Annotated in this window: 21 protein-coding genes and 5 tRNA genes; 19 read left to right on the top strand and 7 right to left on the bottom strand. The window is 47.1% G+C overall.

Annotated features, from left to right (window positions below; translation table 11 throughout):
* The first annotated feature begins 104 nt into the window (after positions 1–104).
* From rlmN to der, 8 genes are all read left to right on the top strand, one after another.
* Positions 105–1,223 carry a dual-specificity RNA methyltransferase RlmN gene (rlmN, locus tag HCJ96_RS03080; protein ID WP_169209581.1) on the top strand — a complete coding sequence of 373 codons (1,119 nt, stop codon included), beginning with the start codon at positions 105–107 and terminating at the stop codon, positions 1,221–1,223.
* A gap of 28 nt (positions 1,224–1,251) precedes the next feature.
* Positions 1,252–2,391 carry a type IV pilus biogenesis/stability protein PilW gene (gene pilW, locus HCJ96_RS03075; RefSeq protein ID WP_169209580.1) on the top strand — a complete coding sequence of 380 codons (1,140 nt, stop codon included), beginning with the start codon at positions 1,252–1,254 and terminating at the stop codon, positions 2,389–2,391.
* 15 nt (positions 2,392–2,406) lie between these two features.
* Positions 2,407–3,381 carry a RodZ domain-containing protein gene (locus HCJ96_RS03070; protein WP_169209579.1) on the top strand — a complete coding sequence of 325 codons (975 nt, stop codon included), beginning with the start codon at positions 2,407–2,409 and terminating at the stop codon, positions 3,379–3,381.
* Between the two features lie 8 nt (positions 3,382–3,389).
* Complete coding sequence (gene ispG / locus HCJ96_RS03065) at positions 3,390–4,508, top strand: flavodoxin-dependent (E)-4-hydroxy-3-methylbut-2-enyl-diphosphate synthase (protein WP_169209578.1); 1,119 nt, start codon at positions 3,390–3,392, stop codon at positions 4,506–4,508.
* A gap of 93 nt (positions 4,509–4,601) precedes the next feature.
* Complete coding sequence (gene hisS / locus HCJ96_RS03060) at positions 4,602–5,885, top strand: histidine--tRNA ligase (protein ID WP_169209577.1); 1,284 nt, start codon at positions 4,602–4,604, stop codon at positions 5,883–5,885.
* 77 nt (positions 5,886–5,962) lie between these two features.
* A complete protein-coding gene (locus HCJ96_RS03055) occupies positions 5,963–6,574 on the top strand; it encodes a YfgM family protein (RefSeq protein WP_169209576.1) in 612 nt (203 codons plus the stop codon).
* 13 nt (positions 6,575–6,587) lie between these two features.
* On the top strand, positions 6,588–7,835 hold the full coding sequence (gene bamB / locus HCJ96_RS03050) for an outer membrane protein assembly factor BamB (protein ID WP_169209575.1): 1,248 nt from the start codon (positions 6,588–6,590) through the stop codon (positions 7,833–7,835).
* A gap of 115 nt (positions 7,836–7,950) precedes the next feature.
* Entirely contained in the window at positions 7,951–9,396 is a 1,446-nt protein-coding gene (gene der / locus HCJ96_RS03045) for a ribosome biogenesis GTPase Der (RefSeq protein WP_169209574.1), read from the top strand.
* Positions 9,397–9,542: 146 nt separating this feature from the next.
* Here der and HCJ96_RS03040 read toward each other — a convergent pair whose 3' ends face one another.
* Both HCJ96_RS03040 and xseA read right to left on the bottom strand, forming a co-directional pair.
* Positions 9,543–10,685 (bottom strand): hypothetical protein, encoded by a 1,143-nt coding sequence (locus HCJ96_RS03040; RefSeq protein WP_169209573.1) that lies wholly within the window; start codon positions 10,683–10,685, stop codon positions 9,543–9,545.
* 60 nt (positions 10,686–10,745) lie between these two features.
* Entirely contained in the window at positions 10,746–12,113 is a 1,368-nt protein-coding gene (gene xseA / locus HCJ96_RS03035) for an exodeoxyribonuclease VII large subunit (RefSeq protein ID WP_169209572.1), read from the bottom strand.
* 101 nt (positions 12,114–12,214) lie between these two features.
* Here xseA and guaB point away from each other — a divergent pair, with 101 nt between their 5' ends.
* Complete coding sequence (gene guaB / locus HCJ96_RS03030) at positions 12,215–13,684, top strand: IMP dehydrogenase (RefSeq protein ID WP_169209571.1); 1,470 nt, start codon at positions 12,215–12,217, stop codon at positions 13,682–13,684.
* Between the two features lie 76 nt (positions 13,685–13,760).
* The gene (gene guaA, locus HCJ96_RS03025) at positions 13,761–15,338 is read left to right on the top strand and encodes a glutamine-hydrolyzing GMP synthase (protein WP_169209570.1); all 1,578 of its coding nucleotides are present in this window, start codon (positions 13,761–13,763) and stop codon (positions 15,336–15,338) included.
* 75 nt (positions 15,339–15,413) lie between these two features.
* Here guaA and HCJ96_RS03020 read toward each other — a convergent pair whose 3' ends face one another.
* The 3 genes from HCJ96_RS03020 to tsaA all read right to left on the bottom strand — a co-directional run bounded on the left by HCJ96_RS03020 (position 15,414) and on the right by tsaA (position 18,803).
* On the bottom strand, positions 15,414–16,253 hold the full coding sequence (locus HCJ96_RS03020) for an MBL fold metallo-hydrolase (RefSeq protein WP_169209569.1): 840 nt from the start codon (positions 16,251–16,253) through the stop codon (positions 15,414–15,416).
* 60 nt (positions 16,254–16,313) lie between these two features.
* Positions 16,314–18,023 (bottom strand): proline--tRNA ligase, encoded by a 1,710-nt coding sequence (locus HCJ96_RS03015; RefSeq protein ID WP_169209568.1) that lies wholly within the window; start codon positions 18,021–18,023, stop codon positions 16,314–16,316.
* A 72-nt stretch (positions 18,024–18,095) separates the two neighbouring features.
* Positions 18,096–18,803, bottom strand: coding sequence for a tRNA (N6-threonylcarbamoyladenosine(37)-N6)-methyltransferase TrmO (tsaA, locus tag HCJ96_RS03010; protein WP_169209567.1), 708 nt, complete (start codon positions 18,801–18,803; stop codon positions 18,096–18,098).
* A gap of 308 nt (positions 18,804–19,111) precedes the next feature.
* On the opposite strand from tsaA, the gene HCJ96_RS03005 reads away from it, so the two are divergent.
* From HCJ96_RS03005 to HCJ96_RS02990, 4 genes are read left to right on the top strand one after another with little or no spacing between them, the layout of a single operon-like run.
* The gene (locus tag HCJ96_RS03005; RefSeq protein ID WP_169209566.1) at positions 19,112–20,035 is read left to right on the top strand and encodes an ABC transporter ATP-binding protein; all 924 of its coding nucleotides are present in this window, start codon (positions 19,112–19,114) and stop codon (positions 20,033–20,035) included.
* A complete protein-coding gene (locus HCJ96_RS03000) occupies positions 20,032–20,766 on the top strand; it encodes an ABC transporter permease subunit (RefSeq protein ID WP_169209565.1) in 735 nt (244 codons plus the stop codon). The genes HCJ96_RS03005 and HCJ96_RS03000 overlap by 4 nt, the downstream gene beginning before the upstream one ends.
* A 3-nt stretch (positions 20,767–20,769) precedes the next feature.
* Entirely contained in the window at positions 20,770–22,614 is a 1,845-nt protein-coding gene (locus HCJ96_RS02995; protein ID WP_169209564.1) for a GldG family protein, read from the top strand.
* On the top strand, positions 22,611–23,612 hold the full coding sequence (locus HCJ96_RS02990) for a DUF4340 domain-containing protein (protein WP_169209563.1): 1,002 nt from the start codon (positions 22,611–22,613) through the stop codon (positions 23,610–23,612). The genes HCJ96_RS02995 and HCJ96_RS02990 overlap by 4 nt, the downstream gene beginning before the upstream one ends.
* An 8-nt stretch (positions 23,613–23,620) precedes the next feature.
* On the opposite strand, the gene HCJ96_RS02985 is transcribed toward HCJ96_RS02990, so the two are convergent.
* Positions 23,621–24,154, bottom strand: a complete 534-nt coding sequence (locus HCJ96_RS02985; RefSeq protein WP_169209562.1) for a DUF1415 domain-containing protein — start codon at positions 24,152–24,154, stop codon at positions 23,621–23,623.
* Positions 24,151–25,005: a bifunctional methylenetetrahydrofolate dehydrogenase/methenyltetrahydrofolate cyclohydrolase FolD gene (folD, locus tag HCJ96_RS02980; RefSeq protein ID WP_169209561.1), complete on the bottom strand. Its 855-nt coding sequence runs from the start codon at positions 25,003–25,005 to the stop codon at positions 24,151–24,153. Before folD ends, HCJ96_RS02985 begins: the two co-directional genes overlap by 4 nt.
* Positions 25,006–25,247: 242 nt before the next feature.
* Here folD and HCJ96_RS02975 point away from each other — a divergent pair.
* The 5 genes from HCJ96_RS02975 to HCJ96_RS02955 all read left to right on the top strand — a co-directional run bounded on the left by HCJ96_RS02975 (position 25,248) and on the right by HCJ96_RS02955 (position 25,782).
* A tRNA-Pro gene (locus HCJ96_RS02975) sits at positions 25,248–25,324 on the top strand.
* Between the two features lie 27 nt (positions 25,325–25,351).
* Positions 25,352–25,428, top strand: a tRNA-Arg gene (locus HCJ96_RS02970).
* Positions 25,429–25,516: 88 nt separating this feature from the next.
* A tRNA-His gene (locus HCJ96_RS02965) sits at positions 25,517–25,592 on the top strand.
* A 7-nt stretch (positions 25,593–25,599) separates the two neighbouring features.
* Positions 25,600–25,684, top strand: a tRNA-Leu gene (locus HCJ96_RS02960).
* A 21-nt stretch (positions 25,685–25,705) separates the two neighbouring features.
* Positions 25,706–25,782, top strand: a tRNA-Pro gene (locus tag HCJ96_RS02955).
* Positions 25,783–26,173: the final 391 nt, after the last annotated feature.

The following is a 26,173-nucleotide window of genomic DNA, read 5'->3' as shown; positions in this document are numbered from 1 at the left end:
TTTATATGATGTCCTCAAAAAACGACGGGCTGTCCCAGCGCTGTCAGGTAGAGGGTAAACCTGGCAACAGGCAAATTTATTAAGCGTTATTTAAAGGTCAAATCATGGCAAAAACAAATCTGCTCAATCTCAATCGCACAATGCTGCGTGAGTTCTTCAATGAGATTGGTGAAAAGCCGTTTCGCGCCGATCAGGTGATGAAGTGGATCTACCAGCAGGGCGTCAGTGATTTTGCCCAAATGAGTAACTTGAATAAAGGCTTGCGTGAAAAACTCGAACAGCATTGTGAAATAGTTGCGCCCGAAATCGCCTATTTTCAGGAAGCCAGCGATGGCACCATTAAATTCGCCTTGGCGTTAGCTGGTGGTCAGGAAGTGGAATCGGTGTGGATCCCCGAAAGTGATCGCGCCACATTGTGCGTTTCTTCACAGGTTGGCTGTGCATTGGAGTGTACTTTTTGTTCAACCGCACAGCAGGGTTTTAATCGTAATTTAAGCGTGAGTGAGATTATCGGCCAGGTTTGGCGGGTAGCAACCCATTTAGGCTTGTCCAAAGACTCCAGCAAACGACCCATTACCAACGTGGTTATGATGGGCATGGGTGAACCCCTGTTAAATCTGAAAAACGTGGTTCCGGCTATGGATTTGATGTTGGACGATTTCGGTTTTGGTTTATCTAAACGCCGCGTGACCCTGAGCACCTCTGGCGTCGTGCCAGCATTGGATAAACTTGGCGATCAAATCGATGTTGCCCTGGCTATTTCCTTACATGCACCCAACGATACATTGCGGGATGAAATTGTTCCGGTTAATAAAAAATACAACATTGAGACTTTTCTTGCTGGAGTGCGTCGATATTTGGCGAAATCAAAAGCCAATCAGGGTAAGGTGACCGTTGAATATGTTATGCTTTCGCATATAAACGACAGCACCGATCAGGCACACGAACTCGCAAAAGTGTTGAAGGACACCCCATGCAAAATTAACCTGATACCGTTTAATCCCTATCCGGGCTCGCCGTACACCTGTTCGAGCAATTCCCGCATTGACCGTTTTGCTAAAGTGCTGATGGAATATGGTTACACGGTTATGGTGCGCAAAACCCGCGGTGATGATATTGATGCTGCGTGCGGACAATTGGTAGGCGATGTTGTCGATCGCACCAAAAGAATGTTAAAAAAGCAAATGAAGGGCGAAGCAATTTCAGTAAAAATGAGTCAATAACGATAACCAAGTGAGAAGTGAAAAAAGCATGCATTATATTGTTTTAGCTTTAGTCTTAATTTTAACAGGATGTGTTAGCCAGACTCAGCCAAGTGGCTTTATTGGTGATGAATTTGATCAGGAAAAGGCGGCTAAAACGCGCATTTCTCTCGGTTTAACTTATTTGAAAAACGGCAATTACTCACAAGCCAAGGCCAATTTAGACCAGGCTTTACGGTACGCTCCACGGCTTGCAGACACCCATTATTCACTGGCGTATTATTATCAATTAGTTGGCGAGACCGAACGTGCTGATGAGTCGTACTCAAACGCACTGAAACTCGCTCCTCGCAATGCGGATATCGCGAATAGCTATGGCGCGTTTCTATGTCAACAGCAGCGCTACGATGATGCCAATGAATTTTTTGCCAGCGCACTGAATAACCGTCAGTATGCTAATGCTGCTGAAACCTACGAGAATATGGCGCTTTGTGCTCAGGAGCAAGGGGAGCCCGCAACCGCGATTTCGCATTTACAGAGTGCGCTGAATCATCAACCTTCACGCGCAAAAAGTTTATTTTTGCTCACCGAACTTTATATAGAGAATGGGGAGTGGGAGAAAGCGAAAGCAAGCCTGCGCAAATATGAACGGGTTGCACGTGTTTCCGCCGAGTCGTTGTGGCTGCAGATTCAGGTTGCCAAGGGGCAGCGTGATGTTGATACGGCTAAAGGGTACGGGGATATGTTGTTAACCATGTATCCGCAAAGCGCGCAGGCCAACGCCTATAAAGAGCAACAAGATGCCTGGGTTACCCCACAAATAGCGATTACCCGAAAATCGCCCAAGGATGCGCCTGAACAAGAACAAATCCAATCACCGTCACGTGAAGAACCGACACAACCAATGATAAGCCAGTCTGAACAAACTCAACCGGCCACGGTAACGCAGGATACACCCATTGAGTCGGTGCAAAATCAAACAGTTTCATTAAAAAAACAGCCTGAATATGAAATTTCCGAGGAAAATCCACCTTTCCATATTGTTCAGGCAAAGGAAAATCTGTACCGTATTTCGCTGATGTACAATCTCAAAATGTCTACATTACAAGAGTGGAATCAACTTGATGAGCCTGGCGCAATCAGACAAGGGATGCGTTTATGGCTTGTGCCGCCAGAACAACAGGACTAATACAAAGTAGGGCTTATGGAATTCGAAGAACAACAAAAAGAAGACAATCCATCTCGTCCCAGTCCCGGTGCGATGCTAAAGGCTGCGCGGGAAAAGCAAGGTCTGAGTCAACAGGAAATAGCTGATAAGTTGTTCATCAAGCCAAAGAGCGTCGATGAAATTGAGAATGACAAAGTGGATCCCCGCATTTCCATAACCTTTACTAAAGGCTATGTGAAAATGTATGCGAAATATGTCGGTCTTGACGACAAAGCAGTCATTACTGAATTTGAAAAATTACATGCTACGCCCAACCAGACAGCTAATTTCCAGAGTTTTTCGAGAAAAGTGAACAAACAGGCCCATGATGATCGTTGGATGATGGTGACTTATGTTATTTTGTTCTTGTTAATCGCTGGGGTAGTGGGCTGGTGGTATCAGCAATCAAATGATGATGTGCTGATAGACGATACGAGTGAAACCCTGTCGGTACCGCCCACAGATAGTGAACAGACTTTTCAGCAGGCCCCAGTTGAACGAGGGAGCGTCGACCAGAATTCAGAATCGTTGACGCAGTCAACGCCGCAGAGGGTCGAATCAGAGCAGCAAGAGACGCCTCAGGATATGCAGGAGCGTTTTCCCCCACCCGAAGAAGAAGGACAGAATCGTCTTGAGAGTGAGTCAGTTAATACTGACACCACTAATCAAATCGACGAAATTGACGCGTCAGAGGGGGCGTCTGAGCGCGCAGAGCAATCCGTGCCAGGAGAAACGGCCTCAGTGGAATTTACCTTCGGCGAAGATTGTTGGGTAAACATTAAAGATGCCACTGGCGAAGCCATTGCTTATGGCGTGAAAAAAGCGGGTCGGGTCATGACGCTCAACGGCATTCCTCCATTTGATATCACATTAGGTGCTCCCGATCAGGTGAGTATCCGGTATAATGGCGAGCCGGTAGACATTTCGTTTTATCAGAACGGTCGTACCGCACGTATTATGCTACCTTATTAGGAATTTTCATGTTCGCAGAAAGTCCCATACAACGTCGTAAGTCGACCCGGATTTATGTAGGTAATGTGCCTATAGGTGACGGCGCGCCCATTGCTGTGCAGTCGATGACCAATACCCCAACCACGGACGTTGACGCCACGGTCAGCCAGATTAAGCGTATTCAGGCAGTGGGCGGAGAACTGGTCAGGGTTTCAGTACCAACAATGGATGCGGCCGAAGCATTCAAATTGATTCGTCAGCAGGTTTCTATTCCGGTTATTGCCGATATTCACTTTGACTATCGTATTGCGCTGAAAGTCGCAGAGTACGGTGCCGACTGTTTACGTATCAATCCAGGTAATATCGGTAACCTTGAACGAGTTAAAGCCGTTGTCGATTGCGCCAAAGATAAAAATATTCCGATACGGATTGGCGTCAATGGCGGTTCGCTAGAACGCGACTTGCAGGAAAAGTACGGTGAACCGACGCCTGCAGCGCTGGTTGAATCTGCAATGCGTCATGTAGACATTCTGGATAAATTAAACTTTGACCAATTTAAAGTCAGCGTGAAAGCTTCTGACGTCTTTTTAGCAGTTGGGGCATACCGCCAATTGGCCAAACAAATTGACCAGCCGCTGCACTTAGGGATCACCGAAGCAGGTGGTTTGCGTGCAGGCGCAGTAAAAAGTTCGGTTGGCCTGGGTATGCTGCTAGCGGAAGGAATAGGTGATACGCTACGTATTTCACTGGCGGCTGATCCGGTGGAAGAAATTAAAGTTGGTTTTGACATATTAAAATCGTTACGTATTCGTTCTCGCGGTATTAATTTCATAGCGTGCCCCAGCTGTTCGCGTCAGGAATTTGATGTGATTGCTACCGTTAACGCGTTAGAGCAACGTGTTGAAGATATTCTAACGCCAATGGATGTATCCATAATCGGTTGTGTGGTTAACGGTCCGGGTGAAGCTGAAGTATCCGATTTGGGACTAACTGGCGCGCGCAACATGAGTGGTTTTTACCTTGACGGTAAGCGCCAGAAAGAACGTCTGTCGAATGATGACCTGGTTGATCAGCTGGAAAAACGTATTCGTGCTAAAGCAGCGCAGCTGAATGAAAAAAACAAAATTCCGGTTGAAGTAAAAGAGTAAAAGTATGTTGTGTCCGAATGGATGCAATGATTGTTGTTTAAACGCAAAGCCCCTATAATACGGGGCTTTTATTTGTCAGTATGAGAATGCAAGGTGGCTAAAACCATTCAAGCGATTCGCGGCATGAACGATTGCCTGCCGCAAATGTCAGGTGCATGGCAGCGTGTCGAAGGCACCATCCGTCAGGTTGTGGCCAGTTACGGTTATCAGGAAATACGCACGCCGATTGTAGAGAGCACCGATTTGTTCAAGCGCTCTATCGGTGAAGTGACCGATATCGTCGAGAAAGAAATGTATACCTTTGAAGATCGTAATGGCGATAGTCTGACATTGCGACCTGAAGGTACGGCTAGTTGTGTGCGCGCTGGTAATGAACATGGTCTTTTCTACAATCAGCAACAACGCCTGTGGTACATGGGCCCGATGTTCAGACATGAACGTCCACAAAAAGGTCGTTATCGCCAGTTTCATCAATTCGGTGTTGAAGCCTATGGTCTTGATGGTCCAGACATCGATGTAGAAGTCATACTGCTCAGTGCCCGGTTGTGGAAGGCATTTGGCATGACGGAGCACGTCAAGCTGCAGATTAATTCGTTAGGTTCAAATGAAGCCCGTCAAGCCTATCGCGAAGCCTTGGTCACGTACCTGACCCAGCATGAAGATAAGCTGGATGAAGACAGCCGCCGTCGCATGACCACGAATCCACTAAGAGTGCTGGATAGCAAGAATCCGCAAGTTCAGGCAGTACTAACTAATGCGCCTGCCTTGCTGGATTGCCTTGATGACGAGTCAAAGGCACATTTTTCCCAGTTATGTGAACGATTAAGCCAGGCCGGTATCCAATACGAGGTTAACCCACGATTAGTGCGTGGCCTGGATTATTACAATCGCACCGTATTTGAATGGGTAACAGACAGCCTTGGCGCCCAGGGTACAGTGTGTGCGGGGGGACGCTACGATGGCTTGGTGGAGCAGTTAGGTGGAAAACCGTCACCCGCAGTTGGCTTTGCGCTGGGCCTTGAGCGTCTGGTGTTATTGCTTGAAACGCTTGAAGAAGGGGCGCTTGAGCAGCCCGCGGCAGATGTGTATGTTTGCGCATTAGGCGAGGATGCAGAAATTGCCACGCTTAATCTGATCGAGACGTTACGGGATGATTTACCCCACTGTAAGTTTATGCTGCATTGCGGTGGTGGCAATATGAAAAAACAGCTTAAACGGGCTGACAAATCAGGGGCGAAAGTCGCGCTTATCGTTGGTAGCGATGAAGTTGCCAATCGCACCGTGACGCTTAAGCCTTTGAGGTTGGACCAACCACAACAAACAGTAGCCTTTGATAAATTGGCGGCAACGTTGGCTGCCCTTATTAAAGCGGAATAAGTTTATGTTGTATCTGGTTGCCTGCGGGCAGTATCAGAACACAACAACTCATGAATTAATGCATTAGAGGTAACAAAATGGAACAGTACGCCACCGAAGAACAACAAGTAGAGGCGATAAAAAAATTCTGGAAAGAAAATGGTATAGCCATCGTTGTGGGTGCAGTGATTGGTCTTGGCGGGTTGTGGGGCTGGCGCTATTACAGCGACAGCCAGTTAGCTGCTAAAGAAGAAGCTTCAGCCGCTTATCAAGCGGTAGTTGAAGCGCAAAGCACTGAACAGTTGGATGCTTTCATTCAAAATAATCCAGGTTCTGGCTACGCGAATATTGCGGGTTTAGTCGCGGCTCAAAAAGCCGTTGATGCTGATAACTTTGCTGAAGCTGAAGCGCAGTTACAAAAAGTGGTTAATGAAACGGAAGACGCCAAACTGGCGGCTGTGGCCTCTACACGTTTAGCCAGAGTTCAGCTTGAACAGGGCAAAACGCAAGAAGCACTGAACACATTAGAAAGTGTAACATTGGACAGTTTCGTGTCTCAGGTTGATGAAATTAAAGGCGACATTTTTGCCCGCCAGGGGGACATGGACAAGGCCAAAGAAGCGTACACTCGTGCCCTTGCCGCAAGTGAAAATAATCCGCTTATTAAAGTTAAGCTAGATAATCTTGCGGTTGCAGGTCAAGCAGAATAATAAGGCGGTGTTTATGTTTTTAACTGCAAAGCGCAAAAAAAATATCAGTGCGGTCGGCGTATTGTCGCTGGCTCTATTGCTGTCAGGTTGTTCCACTATCTCTGACTGGTTTGCTGATGATGAAGAACTCGAAATTAGGAAACTGGCGCCCATTGATGCTGCGTTTACGCCGACGTTAGTTTGGGAGCAGCAAATTGGCGATGGTGTCGAGGGGTACTTTTCGCGTCTCCGTCCTGCCTATGATAACAATAAAGTGTATGTGGCTGAGCGTCGTGGTGAAGTTGCCGCATTAGATCCTCAATCTGGCAAGGTCATCTGGGAAAAGAATTTCGCAAAATTCAAAGACGAAGGCATGATGGATTCAATCAGCCGTCTTTGGTCCAGTGGTGAATCAGCAAAAATTGCAGGACTTGCTGCAGCTGAAAACCTGCTGTTTATTGGCACTGAGGATGGCGTTATTTTGGCGCTTAATCAGCAGGACGGCGAAGTCGTCTGGCAAGCTACCGTTGCAGGAGAGATACTGGCTGCGCCGGCTATTGGTGAAGGCGTGTTGTTGGTAAATACTGGTGCCGGTGTATTGTTTGGGCTTAACGCCGAAACCGGTGAGCAACTTTGGCGCAGTGAGTCTGATGTACCGCCGCTAACGCTGCGTGGTATTTCGACTCCCACTTCAGGTAACGGTGGTGCAATTGTGGGTACGCCTACAGGTAAGTTGCAAGTCCATATTCTGGATTCAGGCGTGGTAGCCTGGGAAACTGCAATTACGACACCTGCCGGAGCCACTGAGCTAGAGCGTATTGTCGATATTGATTCAGCACCGCTTCTGTATGGCGGTATTGTTTATTCAATCGCTTACAATGGCACACTTGCGGCGGTTGAACTGCGAAGCGGCCGGGTAATCTGGAAGCGTGAATATGCCTCATACAGAAATCTGACACTCAGTGATAATCAAATTTTTGTGGTCGATAACAATTCACACATTTATGCACTGGATCGTCGCAACGGCGTCGAACTATGGTCGCAAAGTGGCTTAAAGCGTCGCTCGCTGACTGAGGCTGAGCCGGTGGGAGACCATATCGTGGTTGGCGATAAATGGGGCTTCTTACATTGGTTAGATCAGGAATCAGGTAAGATTGTCGCGCGCTTTTCGTTAGGCGATGATGACGAAGATGAATCTGTGTATGTTTCCCCGCTCAAAGTCGAAGACAACATTATTGCCATTACCCGTGAAGGGAAGGTGGCCGCAATCGCTTCGAGATAATTCGCAGTTAATTTTTACCAAAGTCTGCGCTCACCGTTTATACTTTACGTGTACTTAACCGGCCGCATTTTTGCGGCCTGTGTTTTTTCAATAAATTGTTATTAGGAATGCTTTCATGTTGCCTGTAGTTGCACTTGTAGGAAGGCCGAATGTCGGTAAGTCGACATTATTTAATCGCTTAACCAATACCCGTGATGCACTGGTTGCCGATTTCCCAGGTCTTACTCGTGACCGTAAATATGGTCAGGCAATGTTTGAACAAAAACAGTTCATTGTGGTGGATACGGGTGGTATCACCGGCGATGAAGAGGGCATCGATGCAAAAATGGCTCAGCAGTCATTGTTAGCAATTGAAGAAGCCGACGTGGTTTTATTCCTGTTGGATGCCAGAGCTGGCTTGCTACCTGCTGATCAGGGTATTGCCGATCATCTGCGTAAAACGGGCAAGAAGGTGATTGTAGTAGCCAACAAAGTTGACGGTATCGATGGTCATAGCGAAAGTGCCGATTTTTATCGGTTGGGCATCGGTGAGGTAAATCAAATTGCCGCGGCCCACGGTCGCGGCGTCAGTCAATTGATGGATTTGGCGCTGGACCCACTTAAAGAACAGTTTCCAGATATGCTGGTGCAAACTAAAGTTCAGCAGGAAGAGGAAGATGCCGAAGCGCAACTGGAAAGACTGCAGAACCTGCCAATCAAGCTGGCAATTGTCGGCAAGCCGAATGTGGGCAAGTCGACCTTAACCAATCGCATTTTGGGTGAAAACCGCGTGGTAGTATACGACATGCCGGGCACCACCCGGGATAGCGTTTATATACCGCTTACCCGCGATGAACGCGAATACATTTTGATTGATACGGCCGGGGTCAGAAAGCGCGGTAAGGTGACCGAGGCCGTTGAGAAATTCTCCATTGTAAAAACCCTGCAGGCAATTGAAGAGGCCAACGTCGTGCTGCTGGTTATTGACGCCCGCGAAGGCATCACCGACCAGGATTTAAGTCTGTTAGGTTTTGTGCTTAATTCAGGCCGGTCACTGGTATTGGCAGTGAATAAATGGGATGGGCTGAGAACAGATGTAAAAGATGACATCAAACGAGAATTGGATCGTCGTTTGGGTTTTGTCGATTTCGCACGGCTGCATTTTATCTCAGCATTACATGGCACTGGCGTAGGCAACCTGTTTGAGTCTGTTAATGAAGCGTATGCGAGCGCTACTAAACGTATCAATACCGCCATGCTAACTCAAATCATGGAGATGGCACAGCAGGATCATCAACCACCCCTAGTGCGTGGTCGCAGGGTGAAAATGAAATATGCGCACGCCGGTGGTTACAATCCCCCCGTTATTGTCATTCATGGTAATCAGGTGGACGACCTTTCCAACGCTTATAAGCGGTTTTTAATGAACTACTTTAGAAAATCACTTAACGTGATGGGAACCCCCATTCGGATCGAATTCAGAGAGGGTAGTAATCCGTTTGAAGGCAAAAAGAACCAGCTTACGTTGGCGCAACAACGCAAACGTAAACGCTTGATGGCCTTTCACAATAAGAAAAAGTAACCGGGCAATCTGCGTCAGATGTGCCTTACGTTGATATTTTCACCTCGCAAAAGGCGGTAATAATCCCGCCACAGTAGCACAGTAAGCGCAGTGGGGGGGAACTAAGTTGGGTATAACACAGTCAATTCCTGCGCGGAAAATAGTGTCTAGCTGCGGGTTTTGGCGATATCCCGCAATGTCGCCATCAAGGGGGATTCTGCGGGTACTTTAATAGAAGGAAGTGCCTGCTCCACTAATGGGTTGGCGATCCGCGGCGGAAATGTTGTGCTCACCTTTACAATTTTATCTTCCTGACGAAATACGTAAGTCGTAGCAAAGATCGGTTCTTCGGTTTCTCCCTTAGCATGTACTGCAAGCATAAAAACTTTCTCTTCGATGAATTGTCGTCCGGGAGTAAATTCTGCAATTGGGTGGTCTACTACCATGGTCAGGTTTCTTGCTGCAGCAACAATCTGTGCATCAGCTTGTTCTTTTTCCAGAATGTTAGTCAGCGACGTCTCAATCGCGGTGTCCAGACTGGTGGTTAGCGGAAAAACCGTAATATCAAGCAACGCGTCTTCGTATTCATTATGAGTATACCGCGTGATAGCGCCCTGAAACGGATCATGGAATAGTTGTGTATCAAAACGTGAAAACGCAGCAATGGTATCAGGAACCTGCATTTCACTGAGATAGTCGCTGGCTCTAAGCGCCTTATACAAAAATGGGGCGGTAAATAATCCTCTTTGCAATGCATCTGTCCGCCATTGTGCAATAACGTCCTCAGCAACTTTCACGGGCGTGTGGTCTTCATGCATTGCCACGTGTGTCTGAATGAGCTGAGTATCAATTTCCAAACCACGCCATTGCACTGTAAATTCGGTAAAATGCTGCCGTTCATCAGCCAGTGGCGCCCTGTTCCCTTTCAAACTTTGAATGCCCGTGTGCCACCAGCCTGGGCTGGCAATCGTTGCGGCTTGGTTGGCGATCAAAAGCTGGTAGTCAGATTGTCCAGAAACTGCCAGTGCATTAGGGAAAGCCCCAATATTTTTTAATGCCACAAAAAAGTGCTGAGCAGCAATGGCGTCTTCTTCGCAGGTAGTTTGAGCATATGTCAGTAACTGGCATTGCGACGCTGCCGAATCACTTAAATAAGTGGAAAATATCCCAATCGGAGTGGTGATTTCGATTTTATCATCGCTTGTGCTTACTGCGTGATCCTCTACAGCAGAAGCGTGCATAGGGTCGTCATTGTTTTGACAACCGCCAACACCGAGTGCTCCTGCGATAAAAAACCATAGTAACTTCATAAATCAGCCAATCTATATTCAGTAATCCAGTCTGACTGATCTAACAAAGCTGCACAATGATTATTTTTGGTCTTCTGCGGGCAAAAGTGCGTCAACTTTACTCACCACTTTACCGTCTTTTAAGCGTGTGGTGATGGTTTGACCCACTTGCGTCTGCGCGATTGAAGTAAGCGCATTCTGGTTGTTATCAAATGTAATGCTATAGCCTCTGGCCAACGTCGCCAGTGGACTGACCGCATGTAATGATTGCCCTGCAAACGCTAATTTTTGCTGTTTGTTATTCAGTAGCGCCTGCATATTTCTGTAAAGTGACTTTTTGAGCTGGACCAAAGTGAGTTGTGCGCGCTCGAGCTTGCCACTGGGATCGAATCGCCAAAGTCGCTGATTAATCCGCGATTGATGGTTGTGTAGTTGATTAAGCTGTTGCTGAATGGCATGCACGAGGCGAATTTGAAGCCTGTCCAAAGACTGCTGTTGGGTTTGAATGCGCACTTTAGGGTGCTGTGCCGTCAGACGGTGCTGCAATATATGCAGTTTATTAGACAGACGATTGTGCAAATTTGTAAAAGATTGTCTGATGCGTGATTTTCGGTTACGCAGCGCATCCAGCATTACATTAACATCCTGGCTGAGCAATTCGGCCCCGGCAGAAGGGGTAGGCGCGCGCATATCAGCGACAAAATCGGCGATGGTAAAATCTATTTCATGCCCCACCGCACTTACGACCGGAATAGAAGAGTCGCGGATACAATAGGCTAACTGCTCGTCATTAAAGCACCACAAATCTTCTAATGAACCGCCGCCACGGGTAAGCAAAATTATATCGACTTCATTGCGTCGATTCGCTGTGTTCAGTGCCTGGATAAGCTGTCTGGAGGCGTCAGTGCCCTGTACCATGCTGGGATAGATAACAATCTCAGTTGCCGGGCTTCTTCGCTTGAAGACAGTTAATGCATCGTGTAATGCAGCACCGGAAGCCGATGTCACGATGCCCACACGTCTTATACTGCTGGGAAGCGGCCGCTTGATCGCATCATCAAACAAACCCTGTGCCTGAAGTTTTATTTTTAATTGTTCGAAGGCCCGTTTGAGCTGACCCTCTCCGTCCCCTTCCATATGTTCAACGATGAGCTGATAGTCGCCCCGCGGTTCATACAGCCCTACAGAGGCGCGTACCAATATCTTGTCGCCATCTTTTGGGCGTTGAGATAAAAAACGGTTGGCATTTTTAAACATGGCGGCTTTAACCTGGGCACGCTCATCCTTTAGCGTAAAGTACCAGTGACCGGATGCTGCGCAAACAAAGTTAGATATTTCTGCCGACAACCAGATGCTACCTATCTCCGTTTCCAGTAAGCGTTTCGCCAATCTGTTCAAACGCGAAACGGACAAAATTTCCTGAGAAGTTGACGTGTTAGCTTGCTGCATAGAAAAAAACCACATAATAAAAGACAAATAGAGTTTACCTGATAATTAAAAAACACTACAATTGCGCCGCAATTAACCCTTTACCAAATAGGTGTTGTTGCATGCTCAGAATCGTTCAAGAAGCTCTTACATTTGATGATGTGTTACTGGTACCAGGACACTCTTCCGTTCTCCCTCATACTGCTAATCTGAAAACGCGACTAACGCGCGGTGTTGATTTAAATATTCCTCTGGTTTCAGCAGCCATGGACACCGTTACCGAAGCCAATCTGGCGATTGCCCTGGCACAGGAAGGTGGATTAGGCTTTGTGCACAAAAATATGACACCGGAGCAGCAGGCTAAGCACGTTCGTGACGTGAAAAAATATGAAAGTGGTGTGGTGTCAGATCCAGTTACCGTAAAGCAAGACGCAACGGTTGGTGAGGTGAATCAACTCAGTAAGCGGATGGGTTATTCAGGTTTCCCGGTTACCGACGGTAAAAATAACCTTATTGGTATCGTTACCGGACGCGACCTGCGCTTTGAAACCCGTCAGGATGCGCCTATCAGCGATGTAATGACACCTAAAGAAAAGCTGGTCACGGTAAAAGAAGGTGCAGATTCGGACCAGGTGCTAGAGCTGATGCACGCCAATCGTATAGAGAAAATTCTGGTGGTCGACGACAACTTTAAGTTGAAGGGCCTGATCACCGTTAAAGATTTTCAGAAAGCAGAAAACAAACCCAACGCCTGTAAAGACTCCTTGGGCCGCTTGCGTGTTGGCGCTGCAGTAAGTGTAGGCCCGGGCACCGATGAAAGAATTAAATTGTTGGTAGAAGCGGGCGTGGATGTGTTGTTGATTGATACATCGCATGGCCACTCTCAGGGCGTTATTGAGAGGGTGAAAAAGGTTAGAGCGGCTTATCCCGATTTGCAGTTGATTGCCGGAAACGTCGCCACCGCCGCAGGTGCAAAAGCACTGGCTGATGCAGGTGTTGATGCGGTCAAGGTGGGTATAGGCCCGGGTTCAATCTGTACTACACGTATTGTTACCGGTTGTGGTGTTCCACAAATCAGTGCGGTAGCCGATGCAGTCGAAGCGTTAAAAGACACTGGAATTCCAGTGATCGCCGACGGCGGTATTCGCTTTTCAGGCGACATTGCAAAAGCCCTGGCAGCAGGTGCAAGCTCAGTGATGGTAGGCAGTATGCTGGCTGGGACTGAAGAAGCACCTGGTGAAGTAGAGCTTTATCAGGGGCGTTATTATAAATCTTATCGTGGTATGGGGTCACTGGGTGCAATGAACCAGAATCATGGTTCCTCTGATCGATATTTCCAAGATCCTAACAGCGCTGAAAAATTAGTGCCGGAGGGGATCGAGGGGCGTGTCGCTTACAAGGGACCTATTGCCAATATCATTCATCAGCAAATGGGTGGTTTGCGCTCGGCGATGGGCCTAACCGGCTGTCCGACAATAGATGATCTTCGTACCAAAGCGACTTTTGTTAAGGTGACATCGGCGGGGATGGGTGAGTCACATGTGCATGACGTGAGCATCACCAAAGAAGCGCCCAACTATCGTTTAGGTTAATTATCAACGATACTAACTTTATTAACAGGCTGGCTAATTACCAGCCTGTCTCTTTTAGATACTTCAGGTAGAAAACATGACCGCAAATATTCATGACCAGCGAATTTTAATTCTCGATTTTGGTTCTCAGTACAGCCAGCTTATCGCCCGGCGCATTCGGGAGATCGGCGTGTACTGTGAAATGTGGGCATGGGATGTCAGCGAAGAACAAATTAGAGCGTTTAATCCGCAGGGAATTATTCTTTCAGGTGGTCCGGAGTCAGTGACCGTATTACATTCACCCCGCGCCCCTGAATACGTATTTAATGCCGGTGTGCCTGTTTTAGGTGTGTGCTATGGCATGCAAACTATGTCAGAACAGCTGGGCGGGAGTGTACTGGGCTCTAATATTCGCGAGTTTGGCTATGCTCAGGTTGAAGTTACCAAACCTAGCCCGCTACTTGAAAATATTGAAGACCATATCGGCGCTAACGGCAATGCCACGCTTGATGTGTGGATGAGTCACGGGGATAAAGTTGAGTCGATACCGGCAGGGTTTGAAACGGTTGCGCAAACGCCGTCCTGTCCACACGCGGTAATGCAAAATCTTGAAAAACAATTCTTCGGTGTGCAGTTCCATCCAGAAGTGACCCATACCCGTCAGGGAATGCGTATTTTGTCGCATTTCGTTATGAATATTTGTGGCTGCGAGAAGCTGTGGACGCCGGATGCCATCATTGAAGATGCAGTGGCGCGAATCAAGCAGCAAGTGGGCGATGATGAAGTGATTCTTGGTCTGTCCGGCGGCGTAGACTCTTCTGTTACTGCCATGCTGATTCATCAGGCAATTGGCGACAAGCTAACCTGTGTATTTGTTGATAATGGCTTACTGCGCCTGAACGAAGGTCAGCAGGTGATGGATATGTTCGGTGATCACTTTGGCCTGAATATCATTAAAGTGGATGCAGAAGACCGATTCTTAGACGCGCTGGCCGATGAAGCAGAGCCAGAAGCTAAACGCAAAATTATAGGGCGCGAATTCGTCAAAGTATTTGATGAACAGGCGTCTAAACTCACCAATGCAAAATGGCTGGCTCAGGGCACCATTTATCCGGACGTGATTGAATCTGCTGGCTCGGCCACGGGCAAAGCTCATGTAATAAAGTCGCACCATAATGTTGGTGGCCTACCCGAAGAGATGAAGATGGGGTTGGTTGAGCCGTTACGCGAACTGTTTAAGGATGAAGTGCGCAAAATTGGTTTAGAGTTAGGTTTACCCTACGACATGCTCTATCGTCACCCATTCCCGGGGCCTGGTTTAGGCGTGCGTGTACTGGGTGAAATTAAAAAAGAATACTGCGATCTACTCAGACGGGCTGACGCTATTTTCATTGAGGAATTGCATAAAGCTGATCTGTACCACAAGGTCTCACAGGCGTTTACGGTATTTTTGCCCGTGCGCTCGGTTGGCGTAATGGGCGATGCGCGTAAATATGATTGGGTTGTTTCACTGCGTGCGGTGGAAACCATTGATTTTATGACCGCACACTGGGCGCACTTACCCTATGACTTTTTAGGCACGGTATCAAATCGCATTATCAATGAGATAGATGGCATATCCAGAGTGGTTTACGATATTTCAGGTAAACCGCCGGCTACTATTGAGTGGGAGTAGTGCTTAACACAAGGTAGCGTTAACGCGCTGCCTTGCATTTAAGATGTGATTGCAAAACCGGGGGAGCTAATCTTATTAAAAATGTTCGCTCTGACCTTCAGCTGCAGCAAATACCAGCAAATTACACTGTGCGGTCAAAATGACACTCTGGCAATGCTCCACTAACCTATCGATTGCTTCGTCTGTTCGTTCAGGGTCGTGACTGTAAAGTGCCAGTTGCTTAACGTCTGCGGCAATGGCCAGCTTCACCGCTTCTTCTGCTACTGAGTGGCCCCAGCCCAGTTTGGCGGGCATATCCGCTGCATTGTATTGTGCATCGTGAATGAGCAAATCGGCGTTCTGGCAGAAAGTTACAAACGACAAAAAGTCGTTTTCTTTTTTATATGGCGGATAAAGTTCATTATCCGTCATATAGACAATTTTTTTCCCATTCTCAATAATGCTAAATGCGTTTCCCTTGCCGGGGTGATTGATCGCAAGCCGAGAAATGCTGGCTGTGCCAAGTGTCCAGGTATTGGTTTCTTCAGGGAATTGCTGAAAGCTGATGTCAGATACTAGTGCACTGGCTGGTACTGGAAACACAGATCCTTGCATTTGTTGCAAGATTTGATCGGGTTCATAGGGCGTGGTCTGGCCGGGAGTGATAATGATCTTGCGGTCTTTTTGGTAAATCGGTTTGAAAAACGGAAAGCCCTGGATGTGATCCCAATGGTTGTGCGTAAGCAGTAAATGAATGGGAGTGTGCTTTTTGATCAGTTTATTGCCCAGATTACGAATACCCGTACCCGCATCAACAACGATATCAGTACCGTCTTCAAGGCTGATATGAACACACGCAGTATTACCACCATAGCGTACATACTCAGCACCCGGAGTGGGGATAGAGCCTCTTACGCCATAAAAGGTTAACTGCATGCGTCCTCCCAGTCGCTCAATAGCGCGCTGAACTTTCTATTATTTGTTACTTGTTATTTTTTATAGCGTCCCGACAAAGGATTCAATCTTATCCAAATCTATCAAGGACTTTTCGCCACTTCGACGATTCTTATATTCCACTTGCTGATTGTCCAGATTTCTTTCACCAATGACAATGGTATGAGGTATGCCAATTAATTCCATGTCATTAAACATAACACCTGGACGCTCTTTTCGATCGTCAAATAGCACATCGATACCGGCTTGTTTCAGCTTGTCATAAAGTGACTCGGCCACTTCCATAATGCGGTGAGATTTATGCATATTCATGGGGATGATAGCCAGCTTGAACGGCGCGATAGCATCCGGCCACATAATGCCATACTTATCATGATTCTGTTCAATTGCTGCGGCCACAATGCGCGACACGCCAATACCATAACAACCCATCATCAACGTCTGGTGTTTGCCGGATTCACTCAACACACCACAATTCATGGCCTCAGAATACTTAGTGCCAAGCTGGAAAATATGACCGACTTCAATGCCTCGTTTTATATCAAGCGTGCCTTTGCCATCAGGTGACGTATCACCGCTGACTACATTGCGGATATCTACAGATTCCGGTTGTGCATCCCAGTTCGCGCAGGTAAAAAACATATCTGGCGCGTTCGCACCGCAGATAAAATTAGTCAGCGCCGCGGCGCTGTGATCCACAATGAGAGGCAGGCTGGCTGCAACAGGGTTAGCAGAAGTTGGGCTGCAACCCACCAAAGCGGTAGCTTTCTCTTCACCAGCGTACACCACCGGTATGGCAACTTTTCCCGTTTTTTCCAGCTTGATCTCGTTCAGTTCATGGTCAGCACGTAATACCAGCATGATCCAATTATCATGTTCTTCATCGGCGACTGCTGCGGCTTTCACAATAACCACTTTGAGCGCATCGGCTGCTGTCTTACCATGCTCGGCATAAAATTCTGCCAGCGAATGCTGATTAGATTTTTTAACTTTCTCAGCGGATTCACGTCGCGCCTCTGCCGATAGTTCTGGTTTAACCGCCTGTGCCATCTCGACATTGGCGGCATAATCCGACTCATTGGAAAACGCGATGGCGTCCTCGCCCGACTTTGCCAGCACGTGAAACTCGTGTGAAACGCTACCGCCAATGGCGCCCGAATCGGCAATGACGGCTCTGAAGTCCAGCCCCATCCGGCTGAAAATATTGGAATAAGCCTGATACATATCCTGATAAGTCTTATTCAGACAGTCTTCCTGTAGATGGAAGCTGTAAGCATCCTTCATGGTAAATTCGCGACCACGCATTATGCCAAAACGAGGACGGATTTCGTCACGGAATTTGGTTTGGATCTGATACAGGTTCAATGGTAACTGCTTGTAGCTGCTGACTTCATTACGCACCAGCGCAGTAATAACTTCTTCATGAGTAGGGCCGAGAACGAAATCGCGCTGTTGTCTGTCCTGGATGCGCAATAATTCTGGTCCGTACTCGTCCCAGCGGCCTGACTCCTGCCAAAGGTCTGCCGGTTGCACTACAGGCATTAACACTTCCAGAGCTCCCGCCTTATTCATTTCTTCGCGAACTATTTCGGCAACCTTATTTAAAACTCTTAACCCGGTAGGCAACCAGGTATACAAGCCAGAAGCCAGTTTTCTCACCATTCCCGCACGAAGCATAAGCTGGTGGCTAATTACTTCGGCATCGGCTGGTGTTTCTTTTTGCGTTGATAATAAATATTGGCTCGTGCGCATTCCCGCGTTTCATCCTATTGGTAAGAGTATTTTTATTCATTCTAGCAGTATCAGATAAGCATAAAAATACATTTATGCCTCAACGATATCAGTGACCAGCACTTCGCCGTTAGTCACCTGCCAGGCTACGTCAAATTGATATAATTGAACCTTGTATACCTTGGCATCGTTTTCGTTCGACTGTTTATAGGCTGGACGCGGATCCTGCGCTAACACATCGCTAATCAGCTCATACAGATCCGGGTAGGTGTGGGTATGTTGCTTAATCACCTTGATGGCCATCTCTGAAAAACGCACACCACGATGGGGGATATGGGTGGGTTGAGCCAGAAATGCATCGGCATCTTTTATACAGTCAGCATAAGGTAAATAGGGCTTGATATCGACGACAGGCGTCCGGTGTAAAATGTCGACGCCGCTTACCTTTAACACTGTCTGGCCTCCCTTCAAGCTTATGCCGGCGTTTTTCACTACTGATAACCCCAGACCGTTAGGGCGATGAGTACTCCGACTGGCGAATACGCCGGTTTTTTCATTACCGCCCAAACGCGGCGCTTTTACCAAAGGCTTATACCCTTTGTCCAACGTCTGGTGAAAGATGAACACTATCCACAAATGAGAAAATTGCTCAATGCCTCTTAACATATCGGGATGAAAAACGTCAGCATCAAACTTAATTAACCCCGGCGCATTGGCCAGGTTTGGCTGACGAGGAATGGCGAACTTTTGTTTAAACGGAGTGTGAATTTCGCCAATGGGTATAATTGAGTGAGGGTGCATAATATAAGAATTTTGTGAATATTTTAGCAGTGTAACCAATATTCAGAGGGAAATTATATTAATTTGGCCGCTCATTTAGAGTGAACAGCTGACATACCGATCATCGACATGTTTAGGTTTCGTTTTGCAGATCATAGAGTTGTTTCAGTTAACCCCTCTTCGATGGGATAATAAGCAAACATTGAATTTCAGATGATTGAATTTTATGTCTATGCCACAATATGCGACTTTACTATTAAATTTTTGAGTCGAGAACTCAAAAAAGCGCAGCTTCACATTTGCGACGAAAACAATGGAAGACATTACGTATGATTTCGGTTAAGCATCTGACTCGCACGTTCGATGAATTTATTGCAGTGGACGATTTGTCATTTGAAATTGCGCCTGGTGATATTGTTGGCTTTTTAGGACCCAATGGCGCAGGCAAGTCAACCACAATGAAAATGTTGACAGGTTTTCTACCGCCGACAAGCGGCGAAGTGAAAATTGACAACTTATCAATTGATCAAAACGCTAAGCTGTTGCAAAAGAAAATCGGCTATCTGCCAGAAGGTTCGCCGGTTTACGGTGATATGACGGTTTATCAGTTTCTACATTTTATTGCCGACGTGCGTGGGTTAAAAGGAGCTGAAAAGCGAGCGCGGCTTAGTGATGTGATTAAACAACTTGAACTGCAGTCAGTGTTAAATCGTGCAGTGGAAAACCTCTCCAAAGGCTTTAAGCGCAGGGTAGGATTGGCACAGGCGATCATACACGATCCGCAAATTTTGATTCTGGATGAGCCTACCGATGGTCTTGATCCCAATCAAAAGCATCACGTCCGAGAGTTAATCCGAAAACTGTCGCAAGAGAAGCTGGTTATAATTTCTACCCACATACTCGAAGAGGTAACTTCAGTGTGTAACCGGGTGATCATTATCTCAAAAGGGCAGCTTCGGTTCGACGGCACGCCTACTGCGTTGCAGCAAAAGTCGCGCTATTTTCATGCCGTCAGCCTGACCTTAAGTTATGCCGCTGACATTTCCGGGCTGGCAGAAATAGAAGGCGTTGCCGATATGGAAATTGATCGCATCACAGGCAGAGTTACTCTGTTTCCAGAACCCGATACTTATATTCTGGGACGAATAACCGACTATATACATCATCGTAAACTTCCAGTTGATTCACTGTATGTTGAGCAAGGCCGAGTAGATGAAGTGTTTAGAAGAATAACCAATGGGGCAGCAGCATGAGAAATTCCTGGTTGGTCGCGAGACGTGAATTCAGTAGTTTTTTTGCGTCTCCGGTGGCGTACGTGTTTATTGCTATTTTTCTTATGTTAAGCGGTATTTTTACCTTCTTTGTGGGCAACTTTTACGACCGTGGGCAGGCTGACTTATTGCCTTTCTTCAATTTTCATCCCTGGCTTTATTTATTTTTAGTGCCAGCAATCGGAATGAGAAGCTGGGCTGAGGAACGCCGCTCGGGCACTATTGAGCTGTTAATGACCCTGCCGATCACCATAACAGAAGCGGTAATTGGCAAGTTTCTAGCAGCCTGGGGCGTATTAGCACTTTCGCTGGCCCTGACCTTTCCATTGTGGATTACGGTGAATTATCTGGGGGCACCCGATAACGGAATAATCGTTGCTGCCTACATTGGTAGCTGGCTGATGGCAGGTGCTTTCCTAGCGATAAGCATGTGCATGTCGGCAATAACGAAAAATCAGGTGGTTGCATTTATTCTCGCCATTGTTATCTGCTTTTTGTTTGTGGTGTGCGGGTCCGGTATTGTGCTTGAAGCGTTTCAGCCCTGGGCGGGCAACCTTGTTATCGATACCATAGCTTCATTCAGTTTTTTAACGCATTTCGACGCCATGGCAAAGGGCGTACTGGCGTTAAATGATGTAGGTTATTTTGTGATTCTGACAGGCCTGTGGTTATACGGCTGTCAGATAATTATTGAGCAAAAAAAGGCGGACTAATAAATGAGCAGAATTTCCGCGATTGCAAGTTTGACTTTGCTGGCCTTTCTTTTTGTGGGGTTAGTCATTGTAAATAATCAGCTTTTTGGGCAATTCAGGGTCGATTTGACAGAGAATCAGGTATATTCACTGTCAGAGGGAAGCAAAGCTGTACTCAAGGAAATCGACGAACCGGTAACGTTGCATTTCTTTTTCTCGGATACTACCAGCAAGGGCATGACCAGCCTGCGAAATTACGCAGACAGGGTGAAGAGCTTACTAAAGGAATTTGCACAGACTGCCAACGGTAAAATTGTATTAAAAGTGATTGACCCGGAGCCCTTTTCTGAGGCTGAAGATCAGGCTAATCGATTTGGTCTTACTGCAGCCAGTGTTGGCGCGATTGGTGAATCCGTTTATCTCGGACTGGCGGGGACCAACGCCTTTGACGATCAATTTATCATTGGTTTTTTTGATCCGCAGAAAGAACAGTTTTTAGAGTACGAAATTGCCAAACTGATTTACCAGCTTAGCGATCCCGAGCCAGTGAAAATTGCCCTCATCACTGACTTACCTGTCAGCGGTGGGCAAAATCCGATGACGGGTGAATATACAGATTCCATGGTGTTTTTCGAGCAGTTATCGCAACTTTACAACGTCGAGCTGTTATCCGGCAGCACCACTACCATTCCTGACAACACTGATGTGGTGATGTTGGCTCACGCTAAAAATATATCGTCAGGTTTATCCTATGCCATCGATCAGTTTGCAATGAACAACGGCAGAGTGGTTGCATTTGTCGACCCTCATTACGAATCGGATCCGGTCGCCATGATGGGGGCATTAGAGCCAAACCGTTCTTCAATGGAATTACTGTCCAGCTGGGGGGTAAAGCTCTCAGATAATATTATACTTGATGCCAAACTGGGGCTGGATATTCGCGCGCCATCAGGTGGAATTGTGATGCACCCGGGCATTTTAGGATTTACCGCTGAACAACTTGATCGTAAAGAAGTGACCACTGCTAACTTGGAATTAATTAATGGTGCGTCAGTGGGGGCACTCTCGTTAACCGAAGGCACGGAGCTAACGCTGCAACCGTTATTGAGCACGTCAGAGAACGCTGTTGAGATAGAGGCTCTGTCTTACCTGCAACAGCCTTCACCAGATGATCTGCAACGACAAATGGGAGAAACATTTGCTTCCTATATTGTAGCAGCGAAAGTGACGGGCAAAGCAAACTCAGCTTTTACCGAAGCCCCTTCTGCACTGGAACAAACGCATGTCAGCAATACTAATGCATTAAAGCTGGTGGTAGTGGCGGACGCCGATATTTTAGCTGACCGTTACTGGGTCCAACAAAGTCATTTTTTTGGTCAGCCAGTGTATACGCCCTTTGCAAATAACGGCGATTTTATCACCAATCTGGTAGAGAATATGGCGGGGAGCAATGCGCTCATCAGTATCCGCAGTAGAGGTTCGTTTGTCAGGCCTTTCACCACCGTTAACGATTTAGAACTTATTGCCGAACGACGTTTCCGGGAGCAAGAGGAGCGTCTGCAACAACAATTACAACAGACTGAAGAGAAACTTGCGCAGTTACAGACTCAACAAGAGCAAACCGGCGCGGTCGTGATCTCGGAAGAGCAGCAAAATGCCATTGATGAGTTTGTCCAGCAGCGTGTGGAAATTAGAAAAAAATTAAGAGAAGTTCGTTATGAACTTGAACGTGATATTGATGCATTGGGTAATTTTTTAAAATTCATCAACATCGCGGCAGCACCAGTGGTGCTGGTTTGCTTACTGTATCTTGCAGCCAGGATGCTGCGACGTCGTGCAGGAAAACACTGGGTGGAGGATGAGCTATGAACATCCGACTGGCTATTCTTATTAGTTTAGTAATGGTCACTTCGGTGGCCGCTTATTGGCTGATATTTAAGTCCAGCAACAGCGAACAAATAACCCAATCGCTGTGGTTGGAGGATTTGAGCTCGCAAAGCGCTTCAGTGCAACAGATAGAAGTGGTGAATGCGTCGGGAACCCTATTTAAAGCACGAAAAGAGCAGGGGCAATGGCAGGCCACACATCTGGATACCCGATTGGGCTTTCCAGTTGACACTGGCGCTTTGGCATCTCTGGTAAATGCGCTGAGTAGAGCGAAAGTTATTGAAACGAAAACCGCCAATCCCGAATATTATCATCGTCTGGGCGTGGAGGAGATTACGAAAAAGGATGCCCAATCGACGCGCATACTGTTGCAAGGAACAAACACCCGTTGGCGTGTCATCGTAGGGAATGAGGCTGCTAACGGTGTAGGTACTTACGTGAGGACGGCGGGGGATAGTCAAAGCCTGCTCGTGGATCAGGCTTTTCAACTTCCGGCCGGCCCCGGTGATTGGTTAACCAGGCAGGTATTACCTTTCACAGCAGATGATGTTGTTAAGGTGGTAGTGCGCTATCGTGACAATCAACCGGTGCAGTTTGTCAGAACGCAGGAATCCATAGACAGTGCCTGGCAACTTACCGACTTGCAGGAAAATGAACACCTCGTTTATCCAACGGTTATCGAGCAGACTGTGCAGGAGTTGACGTCGTTAAACTATGACAACGCGATTGCTTATGTAGAGAATCAGTGGGAGGGCGAAAAACTTATTGGTGATGTCACATTCACCTTGACCGATCGCAGTCAGGTATTCGCCTACTTGTCTCAACCCAATGAAGCGGGCAGCCATAAAGTGTGGTTCAGCATGCCTGACAATCCCAGTTGGGTCAGCGATTGGGTGTTTTTATTGTCAGAGTTTAATTCCAAAAGTTATATGATTGGGCGCGGCGATGTTGTCAGCCTTAAAGAAACCGAAAATGAATAGCGGCGTGATTATTTTTGACGATAAGCTGATAATTTTTGCCTAAACCACTTTACTCCTAACTCATGCGCCCTGACTTGATTATTTTCATAGATTGCTTCCGGGTTGGGGCAGTGTGCCAATACGTTTTCAACGTCGCTTTCTCTCAGGATATGTAACACCGGATAGGGAGCGCGATTGGTATAATGACTGGCGGCACTCTCAGCCTCACCCTCAAACAAGTAGTCAGGGTGAAAACTGGCTAACTGATACTCGCCTGCGTAGCCCCATTCATCAAGTAGTTCGTTGGCAACCGTCAACAAATCCAAATAATCATCGAAGTCGGTAAAACCAGACGAAAAAATAATCAGCGTAGTGGCAACATCTTCATCTGACTCCAGCGTTAAAATTTCCTGGTGTAATGAAAGAAGCGCTTCATCGAGGGTATCCTGAGTGTTTTCAACAAAACGGATTTGTTGATTGTCACGAACATAGCGAGCGAAAGGACAAAAATTTTGTCCTATCACAATTTCATCCAGCCACTGTTTTATCGAATCAACTGTCATGAATGGTACTTAACGTAGGCTTCCAGCGTATTTTCAATCAGACTGGCCACTGTCATCGGGCCCACGCCGCCAGGTACCGGTGTGATCCAACCCGCTCTGTCTTTGGCCTTGTCAAATTCAACGTCACCTACCAACGACCCATCAGACATTCTGTTAATGCCTACATCAATCACAATGGCCCCTGGTTTAATCCATCCGCCGGGGATAAAATTCGGTTTACCAACAGCCACCACTAACAAGTCCGCGCGGGCGACATGATTGCGTAAGTCTTGGGTAAATTTGTGACATGTGGTCACCGTGCAGCCCGCCAGCAGCAGTTCTAATCCCATTGGCCGACCAACAATATTTGACGCTCCCACGATAACTGCATCCAGCCCTTTAATTGGACGTTTGGTCGCTTCAATCATCGTCATAATCCCTTTAGGTGTGCACGGTCGCAATGCAGGGATGCGCTGTGCCAGGCGGCCAATGTTGTAGGGATGAAAGCCATCAACATCTTTATGCGGCTCGATACGCTCTAACACCTGCTCTGCATTCAATCCCGCCGGAAGGGGCAATTGTACTAAAATGCCGTCGATTTCCTTATCGTTGTTAAGTTCATCTATCAGCGTAAGCAGATCGTGTTGAGTGGTATCTGAGGGGAGGTCGAAGGAACGTGAGATAAACCCGACTTCTTCACATGCCTTACGCTTGTTTGCTACATACACCTGTGACGCGGCATCGTGTCCAACGAGCACCACGGCAAGTCCTGGTTGACGCTTTTTAGCATTGTTTAAAGACTCAACATAGGAAGCAACATGTTGGCGAACTTGTTTGGCAATTAATTTACCGTCAATTAAATGGGCTGTCATAGTGGAAGCTTATGGTTTTTAGTGGAAACAATGAACTGCAGCTATTTTCACACATCTTTCAAATGTATGCCAAAGCTCGTTGCGAATTGTGCTGCATTCAACCGTAAAAACTATCAAAAAAGCAGCAATTTGCTGATCAAATGAGCGGATGAATTTTTTGCATAAAAAAGTGTTTGACGGGGGTGGGGCAAGTCGGTAATATGCGCCCCCCGTAACGGTAGTGAAGTTCACACCGCTACAGTCGGTGAGTGGCGCAGCTTGGTAGCGCACTTGTTTTGGGTACAAGGGGTCGCAGGTTCAAATCCTGTCTCACCGACCACTATTTTCGCACGCGAAGATTCGCCGGGCGTCCGTAGCTCAGCTGGATAGAGCAACGGCCTTCTAAGCCGTGGGTCGCAGGTTCGAATCCTGCCGGACGCGCCATTTTAAAATGGCAAAATAAGTACCGGAAGTGTAAGCGAGATAGTGATTGTGTAAGTATCACTTTGATGTATACTTCAACACCTCAATGGTGGGCGTAGCTCAGTTGGTAGAGCCCCGGATTGTGATTCCGGTTGTCGTGGGTTCAAGTCCCATCGTCCACCCCACTTTTTTGCGGAAGTGGTGGAATTGGTAGACACGCTGGATTTAGGTTCCAGTGCTTCACGGCGTGAGAGTTCAAGTCTCTCCTTCCGCACCATTATTTTCTAAGTATTCTCTTCGGTGAGTGGCGCAGCTTGGTAGCGCACTTGTTTTGGGTACAAGGGGTCGCAGGTTCAAATCCTGTCTCACCGACCATTTTATCTTCAAGTTTCAAGGTAATAAAAATAACCTGGCCAAGACCCCTTGGCGGCGAAGCCGCGGGTCGCAGGTTCATCGGCGCCTGGGTGTAGCAATTTTATCACCCACTTACGTTACTTAAGTGAAGCGAAAAGGGTGTCTGTTTTCACTCTGTAAACCCGCTAAATCATTGATTGTCAGTTGCGTGCTCCGCGATTTAATCTAAATCCAGTATTTACACTCGACTCTGCTTGCGCGGGGCTGTATACTACCGCGTCTTTTTTTAACCAATGAGTATGAGTGGTTTAAACAATAACTGCTCTATCGTGACCTCTAACCCGGCTCAAATGTCAGCTATTTTGACTAATAACGGGAAAGAGGGTGGAAAGTAAACGTCATCATAGGCGTA

Source organism: Alteromonas ponticola (assembly GCF_012911815.1).
Classification (GTDB): Bacteria; Pseudomonadota; Gammaproteobacteria; order Enterobacterales; family Alteromonadaceae; genus Alteromonas; species Alteromonas ponticola.
Note: the sequence above shows the minus strand (reverse complement) of the source record. Positions and strands in the feature narration are given on the sequence as shown.